The sequence below is a fragment of the Streptomyces sp. PT12 genome, assembly GCF_003311645.1.
In the GTDB taxonomy this organism is placed as follows: domain Bacteria; phylum Actinomycetota; class Actinomycetes; order Streptomycetales; family Streptomycetaceae; genus Streptomyces.
In genome coordinates, this window is sequence record NZ_QEST01000287.1 from 92607 (window position 1) to 99904 (window position 7298).

A 7298-nucleotide genomic window follows, 5' to 3' on the forward strand; every position below is an offset into this window, starting at 1 on the left:
CGGCGCGAGGCTCCGGGGTCATCGGGGTCTTCGGGGGCAACGCTCACGAAGGCGCGTCCAGCCGGTATCCCACACCCCGGACGGTGCGGATCAGCTTGGGCGACGAGGGAACGTCCTCGACCTTGGCGCGCAGCCGCTGCACACAGGCGTCGACGAGGCGCGAGTCGCCGAGGTAGTCGTGCTCCCACACCAGGCGCAGCAGCTGCTGCCGGGACAGCGCCTGCCCCGGCCTGCGGCTCAGCTCCAGCAGCAAGCGCAGCTCGGTGGGGGTGAGCTGGAGGTCGGCGCCGTTCTTCGTCACGGTCATCGCGGCCCGGTCGATGACGATGGAGCCGAACGTCGCCGAGTCGTTGGACTCCCGCTCCCCGCGCCGCATCACCGCGCGGATCCTGGCGTCGAGGACGCGGCCCTGGACCGGCTTGACCACATAGTCGTCGGCGCCCGACTCGAGCCCCACGACCACGTCGATGTCGTCGCTGCGCGCGGTCAGCAGGATGATCGGCAGCTGATCGGTGCGGCGGATGCGGCGGCACACCTCGAAGCCGTCGATGCCGGGCAGCATCACGTCCAGGACGATCAGGTCGGGGCGTTGCTCGCGCAAGAGCTTGAGGCCGTCCTCTCCCGTCGCCGCGGTCACGACGCGGTGCCCCTGGCGAGTCAGGCTCATCTCCAGGGCCGTCCGCACCGCCTCGTCGTCCTCGATCAGCAACAGGAAAGCCACGCGGCTCATTGTGGCCTATGGACCGCCCGGAGTACGAGCGCCCGTACCTTGAAGCGTTCCCGTCAGGCGTGGGGGCGGCTTTTCAGGCTCCAACGACGGGCTCGGCGGTGCGTACGCGGGCGCCCTTCCCCTGTGACACCGCTGTGACAGAGGGGCGACCCGGCGATGAAACTGGCCCGGCAAGGTATTTCCCATCGAGAGACGGACGGACTTCACGATGGGGGAGCGGGAATGAGCGCAGTGCACGGCATCACGGCCACGGCGGTGAGCGAGACGCGCCCGACCGCCGCGATGGTTCCCGTCCGTTGCGGGGAGAAGTCCGGGGCCGTGCGGCATGGGGGACGCCGAGGCCACGGGCACCAGCGTCCGCCACACCTGACCTCGGTGGACGCGCGTGGGGGGCGATCCAGGAGCGCGCGGCGCGAGGGGGCCACGGAGGCGGAGTTCACCGCCTATGTGCGTGAGCGCCGCGCCTCCCTGTACGCCACGGCCTTCCACCTGACCGGGGACCGGCACGAGGCCGAGGATCTGCTCCAGAGCGCGCTGCTTTCGACGTACCGAGCCTGGGACCGGATCAGCGACAAGGCGGCGGTCGGCGGCTACCTGCGGCGGACCATGACGAATCTGCACATCAGCGCCTGGCGGCGCAGGAAGCTCAACGAGTACCCGACCGAGGAGCTGCCCGAGGCGCCGGGCGAGCTGGACACGATGCGCGGCACCGAGCTGCGCACCGTTCTGTGGCAGGCGCTGGCGCGGCTGCCCGAGCAGCAGCGGACGATGCTGGTGCTCCGCTACTACGAGGGTCGCACCGACCCGGAGATCGCCGACACGCTCAACATCAGCGTCGGCACGGTGAAGAGCAGCATCTGGCGCACCCTGCGTCGGCTGCGCGAGGACCGGGCGCTCAGCCCAGGCCAGGACCATGGGGAGTCCTTCGGCCAGCTGGTCGCCTGACGGGGCGGGGGGGGAAGCCCGAGGGGAAGGGCACGGGGGAACGGGGGGAACACGGGGGAACGGGGGAACGGGGCTCCGCGCGGGGGCGCGGGGCCCGGGGGGACACGGGGGAACACGGGGGGCAGCGGGGGCACGGGGTCCGGTCGACCGGGGGGTACGGCCGGGCCCCGCGCCACGTGGTGTGGCGTCAACCGGTCACCGGGGGTTAACCGTTGGCCGACTGTCAGTGGGGGCCGCCACACTGGTGGGGTGCGATACGAGGGCGGGGTGCGATACGAGGTGCGCGACTATCGGCCGAGCGACGAGGGATCATGGCTGCGCTGCCGGGTGTTGTCCTTCCTGGCCACGGCCTATTTCGACAACGTGCTCCGGCGCAAGCCCGTCATGGCGCCGCCCGGCTTCTCGCTGGTCGCGGTGGCCAGTGACGGCTCGGTGGCCGGGGCGCTCGACGTCGCGGTCCAGGGGGAGCTCGCCACGATCGAAACCGTCGCCGTTCACCCCGACCACCAGGCCCTGGGCATAGGCAAGGCCCTGGTGGACGCGGCGCGTTCGCGGGCCGTCGCCGCCGGGGCCACGACGCTCGACGCGTGGACACGGGACGACCCCGCCACCCTGGGGTGGTACGCCGCGCGCGGATTCGCCGAGAGCGAGCACTACCTCCATGTCTTCGCCGACTCCTCCTCTCGCGAGGACGAGCCGGAGGACGCCGTGCTCCCGCGGCCGGGGATCCGCCCGGTCACCGTGTTCGCCCACGCCGGTCTCGAGTTCGAGGAGGAGGCGCGGAAGGCGTTCTCCCGCGTCCACGTGTGCCGACGCTTCAGCCAGCCGATCGGTGCCGGTGGCCCCGATGGCCGGGGCTCGTGACGCCGTCGCACACCGGCATCCGCGCTGCCCACCTCGCCGACCGACCCGAGGGACCCACCCATGCCTCCCGAGCCCACCCGACGCCGAGTCCTGGTCATCGGGGCCACCGGCACCATCGGTTCCGCCGTCGCCGACGCCCTCGTCGCCCGTGGCCACGCCGTCGTGCGCGCCTCCAGGAGCGGCCAGGGGCCGCGCGTCGACATCGCCGACCCCGCCTCCGTCGAGGCCCTGCTCGCGACGGCGGGCCCGCTCGACGCGGTGGTGTGCTGCGCGGCCAGCGGCGCGATGGCCCCGCTCGACACCCCGTCGGACGCGGAGTTCCTCACGGGCCTCGACACCAAGCTGCTCGGCCAGGTCGCCCTGGTCCGCCGCGCCGTGGGGGCGCTCGCGGACGGCGGCTCCATCACGTTGACCAGCGGCCGCATCCCCGACGACCTCGCGGGCGCCTCGCTCGGGCATCTGATCAACGCTGGCCTCGACGCGTTCGTCCGCGCCGCGTCCGCCGAGCTGCCGCGCGGCCTGCGGCTGAACGTCGTGAGCCCCGGCTGGGTCGCCGAGACGCTCGCCGCCATCGGCCTCGACCCCGCGGGCGGCACGCCAGCGGCCGAGGTCGCGGCCCGCTATGCCGAGGCCGTCGAGGGGGACGCCAACGGGCGGACACTCCTGGTCGGTTGAGCGCCCGCCCGCGGGGCGGCGCCGTCCTCAGCGGAAGAGGCGCGCGGGCACCGCGTCGGCCAGCAGGCCGTAGCCGCCCGGGTTCAGGTGCAGCCAGTCGCCGTCGTGGACGCCGGGCCGCAGCCGTTCGGGCGCGGCCGGGTCGCGCAGCGCGGCGTCGAGGTCGAGAACGGCGTCGAACGCGCCCGATGTGCGGATCCACTCGTTGACCGCCTGCCGCGCGGCCTCGCGCAGGCCCCCGGGGTCGTCGTAGCCCTCGTTGCCGCCAAACGGCAGCAGCGTCGCCCCGTACACCTCGATGCCATGGGTCCGCGCGCGGGTGACGATCTGGTCGAACGCCACGATCAGGTCGTCGGCGACGCGCGCCTGCGCCTCGGGCGTGGCCTCGGCGGTGCCGATGTCGTTCACGCCCTCGAACAGGATCAGCCGGGTGACCCCGCTCTGCGACAGCACGTCGCGGTCGAGGCGCGAGATGGCGCTGGGCCCGAGCCCGTCGGCGAGGACGCGATTGCCGCCCGCGGCCTGGTTGAGCAGGGCGACGTCGTCCGTTCCCCTGCCCTCCTGGAGGCGGTCGAAGAGCTGGTCGGGCCAGCGGTCATTCTCGTTGGTCGTGGAGCCGCGGCCGTCGGTGAGGGAGTCGCCCAGGATCGCGGTGGCGCTGGTGGAGCGCGACGACCACGCCTCGACCGAGCTGAGCAGGTACCAGTGGTCGGTGGGCGTCGCGCCCGGCAGGTCATCGGCGGCGACATGGTTCCCGGCCAGCAGGTGGGACGTGGTGCGCGAGCCGGGGTGCGAGGTCAGGGCGGTGCCCGCCTGGCCCTCGGCGAGGTGCGCGGTCACCGTCAGGTTGCTGCCCGCTTCCAGTGGGACGGCCACGGGGTCCGAGACATAGCGGGCCCCGACGGGGACGGTGACGGATGCGCGCCCCGAGAATGTCACGGGCGTGGCCGTGCCGGGCTCGATCGCGCCGACCCCGGCCGCGCCGCCGAGCGGCAACGCCACCGAGACCTCGGTGAGCGGCAGCGGCGCGCCGCCGAACTCGTTGGAGAACGACAGCCGTATCCGCTCCCCGCCCGTCGTCACGCGCACCGTCTGGCGCAGGGTGGCGTCGACGAGCACCGCGTCGTCGCCGGTGAACGGCGGGGGCGGCATGTTGTGCGGCTCCGTCAGCTGGGGCGCCGCGGTCCAGGTGCCGACCCAGTGGCCAGGGGCGGGGCGTGCGTCTGTCTCGGCGGTGGCGGACCTGGCGGTGGCCGCCGCGGCCTCGGTCGGCGCGGGGGCCAGCAGCAGGCCGAGCGCGCAGGCGAGCGCGGCGGCGAGCCCGGCGGGCCGGGGCGTTCTGCGGGGGCGGCGTCTCATGGGGCGGCTCCTTCACAGCAGTTGACGGTGGGTTCACGGCGGAGGGCGTGGGTCACAGCAGGCGGAGCGGAACGGCGCGAGCGCGAGCCACGCCCGGCGCCAACTCCCTTCGGCGAACGCGGCTTTGGCAGTCTTCACGGTGCCCCATCGGCATCGAAGGCCCTGACACGGTTCGCCGGGGCGTCGGCGAGCGCCCCAACGGGCGGGGGGACAGTAGGAGAGGGCGCCCGGGGCGCGTCAAGGGGCGCGCGCGAGGCCAACGGGGCGCCCGCGCGCAGGGGGAGAGGCGCGTTGACCGGCCGCGCCCCAGCCAAGCGCGCCTCCGCCCCGGCGTGCCACGACGCGCCCCGGCGTGAAAGCCGCGCACGAGTGGCGGGCGGCGCGCGGCGTTTCCCCGACGACTGTCTGATGACCCGCGCACCGGCGCATGGAAGCGTTCGGGGCGAGGGAACGTGAGGGTGACCCGTGGAGCGGAGGAGCGAAGGACGCGCATGCGCTATGCCCTTGACCCCGAGCTGGCCGCCGCCCTCGCGATGATGGCGGAGGTCGACATCTCCGACCTTGCCGCCGCCAGGGCCGCGCAGGCCGCGGAGCTCGCGGTGGCGATGCGCGACGCGGACGCCACCGGCGTCTGCGTGCGGGACGAGCGCGTGCCGGGCCCCGTCGCCGGGACCGCGCTGTCGTTGCGCGTGCACCGCCCGGCCGACGCACGCGGCCCGTTGCCCGCCCTGCTCAGCATGCACGGCGGCGGCTTCGTCCTCGGCTCGCCCGACGTGGACCACGAAAGCAACGTCCGCCTGTGCCGCGAGCTGCCCGCCGTCGTCGTCTCCGTCGACTACCGCCTCGCGCCCGAGCACCCCTTCCCCGCCGCCCTCGACGACTGCTGGACCGCGCTGCGCTGGCTGGCCGACAACGCCCCGGCGCTCGGCGTCGCGCCCGACCGGATCGGCCTGTGGGGCGACAGCGCGGGCGCGGGCCTGGCCGCCGGGCTCGCCCTGCTCGCCCGCGACCGCGGCGGCCCCGCGATCCGCCACCAGCACCTGCACAGCCCCGCCGTGGACGACCGGCTGACGACGGGCAGCGCGCGCGAGTTCACCGACACGCCCGTGTGGAACCGGCGCAACGCGCGGCTCAGCTGGGACGCCTACCTCGGCCCCGGCGTTCCCGGGAGCGCCGCGGTGTCCCCGTACGCCGCGCCCGCCCGCGCGAGGGACCTGGCCGGGCTGCCCCCGGCGTCCGTCGCGGTGATGGAGTACGACCCGCTGCGCGACGAGGCGTTGGCCTACGCCGGGGCGCTGCGCGGCGCGGGGGTGCGAACGACGCTCCTCTTCTACCCCGGCACGTTCCATGGCGCGGTCATCGTGGCGCACTCGGCGATCGCGCGGCGCGTGATGGACGACGCGCTGGCCGCGCTCCGCGCGGGCCTCGGCGCCGCCGACGTGCCACCGCGTCACTCGGCGACGGACAACCGCCAGGCATAGAGCGCGAGTTGCGCCTGGAACCGGTCGTGCGGCTCACGCAGCCGCCGCCCGAGTGCCGCCTCGGCCCCTGCCAGCCGCGCGGCCACCGAGCTGTGGTGCAGATGCAGCGCCGCGGCGGCCTGGCGCAGCGAGCCGGTCCGGCAGAACGCCGCGAGCGCCGCGATGCTCAGCTCCCCGCCGTCGCGCCCGGCGAGCCCGGCGAGCGCCCGCACCTCGGGGTTGGCCCGCAGCCGGGCCGCGGGCACATCGGCGAGCAGCGCCAACGAGCCCAGCGCGTCATGGTCCACCACCCGCTCCTCGGGGCCGCCCGCCACCGCGAACCGCAGCGCCGTCCGCGCCTGCGCCCACGAGACCGCGGCCTGGAACGGCGCGACGCCGCCCCCGATCCCCAGCCGCACCCCGCGCGCGCGATCGGCCGCGCGCCGGGCGCGAGTGGCGCGTTCCCGCGTACGCTCGGCCACCGCGTGGGACAGCTCGCGCGCCACGTCCTCGCCGCCGTCCCCGGGTTGCACCAGCACCGCGGCCAACGCGCCCATCGAGGCGATCCGCGCGGCCGCGCGCGGCCCCCCGCGCGCGAGGAGCGCCACGGCCTCGATCCCCGCGTCCGCCTCGCCGCCGCCAGGACCGCTGCCGACGGCGACGACGCGCAGGGGCAGCTCGGGGTTGAGGCCGAGGAGCCGCAGCGCCCTGCCCCTGTCCTCGACGGCCTCGCGCTCGGACAGCACCGTCTCGACCAGCGCGGGATCGGCCACATGCGGCGAACGCACATGCCGCGGCGGGCCCATGTCCGCCGCGATCGCCATCCACTCCAGCACCAGCTCGTCCAAGGGCCCGGGCTCGCCGTCCCGTTCGAGCCACACCTGCCCGCCAGGGCGCAGCCCGAGCCGGGCCGACACCCGCCCCGGAACGCCGGGCAGCGCCACCCCGTCGGGCGCGAACCGCACCACGCGCCCCTCGGGCCGCTCGAGCCCGGCCGGGCACCGGACGAGCCCGGCCGTCGAACGCACCAGCACCACCGGATCGACCGCGCCGACGCTCAGCAACGCCTGGAAGTGCGCGATCACGCGCACCGCGGCGGCGGCATCCGGGTCAAGGGACGACAGCCGCAGAAGCAGACCCTTCACGTGCGCAGTGTAGGAACGCGGGGAAATCGACCACCAGTGTCGTGCACGCATCAGGTGATGCGCGTGGCTCATGGTCCTGTGGTGTGCCAGATGGTTTTGGTTTCGAGGTGGGTGGTGAGG

The 7298-nt window shown here is 74.9% G+C and carries 7 protein-coding genes; 4 read left to right on the forward strand and 3 right to left on the reverse strand.

The genetic code is table 11. The features are described 5' to 3' along the window. Positions 1-43: 43 nt before the first annotated feature. Entirely contained in the window at positions 44-721 is a 678-nt protein-coding gene (locus DEH69_RS30745) for a response regulator transcription factor (protein ID WP_113690277.1), read from the reverse strand. Positions 722-952: 231 nt separating this feature from the next. Here DEH69_RS30745 and DEH69_RS30750 point away from each other — a divergent pair, with 231 nt between their 5' ends. From DEH69_RS30750 to DEH69_RS30760, 3 genes are all read left to right on the forward strand, one after another. Next, positions 953-1675 carry a SigE family RNA polymerase sigma factor gene (locus DEH69_RS30750; protein WP_113690278.1) on the forward strand — a complete coding sequence of 241 codons (723 nt, stop codon included), beginning with the start codon at positions 953-955 and terminating at the stop codon, positions 1673-1675. A gap of 249 nt (positions 1676-1924) precedes the next feature. After that, positions 1925-2539 carry a GNAT family N-acetyltransferase gene (locus DEH69_RS30755; RefSeq protein ID WP_258535082.1) on the forward strand — a complete coding sequence of 205 codons (615 nt, stop codon included), beginning with the start codon at positions 1925-1927 and terminating at the stop codon, positions 2537-2539. A gap of 60 nt (positions 2540-2599) precedes the next feature. After that, positions 2600-3214 (forward strand): short chain dehydrogenase, encoded by a 615-nt coding sequence (locus tag DEH69_RS30760; RefSeq protein ID WP_113690280.1) that lies wholly within the window; start codon positions 2600-2602, stop codon positions 3212-3214. A gap of 27 nt (positions 3215-3241) precedes the next feature. Here DEH69_RS30760 and DEH69_RS30765 read toward each other — a convergent pair whose 3' ends face one another. After that, the gene (locus DEH69_RS30765) at positions 3242-4573 is read right to left on the reverse strand and encodes an SGNH/GDSL hydrolase family protein (RefSeq protein WP_113690281.1); all 1332 of its coding nucleotides are present in this window, start codon (positions 4571-4573) and stop codon (positions 3242-3244) included. A 491-nt stretch (positions 4574-5064) separates the two neighbouring features. On the opposite strand from DEH69_RS30765, the gene DEH69_RS30770 reads away from it, so the two are divergent. Continuing rightward, positions 5065-6054, forward strand: a complete 990-nt coding sequence (locus DEH69_RS30770) for an alpha/beta hydrolase (RefSeq protein ID WP_113690282.1) — start codon at positions 5065-5067, stop codon at positions 6052-6054. Here DEH69_RS30770 and DEH69_RS30775 read toward each other — a convergent pair. Beyond that, complete coding sequence (locus DEH69_RS30775) at positions 6024-7178, reverse strand: CdaR family transcriptional regulator (RefSeq protein WP_113690283.1); 1155 nt, start codon at positions 7176-7178, stop codon at positions 6024-6026. The genes DEH69_RS30770 and DEH69_RS30775 overlap by 31 nt on opposite strands. Between the last annotated feature and the right edge of the window lie 120 nt (positions 7179-7298).

Bases quoted from the DNA above. Each gene is read 5' to 3' on its own strand.
- DEH69_RS30750 (WP_113690278.1), top strand. From the start codon at position 953: ATGAGCGCAGTGCACGGCATCACGGCCACGGCGGTGAGCGAGACGCGC.
- DEH69_RS30760 (WP_113690280.1), top strand. From the start codon at position 2,600: ATGCCTCCCGAGCCCACCCGACGCCGAGTCCTGGTCATCGGGGCCACC.
- DEH69_RS30770 (WP_113690282.1), top strand. From the start codon at position 5,065: ATGCGCTATGCCCTTGACCCCGAGCTGGCCGCCGCCCTCGCGATGATG.
- DEH69_RS30765 (WP_113690281.1), bottom strand. From the start codon at position 4,573: ATGAGACGCCGCCCCCGCAGAACGCCCCGGCCCGCCGGGCTCGCCGCC.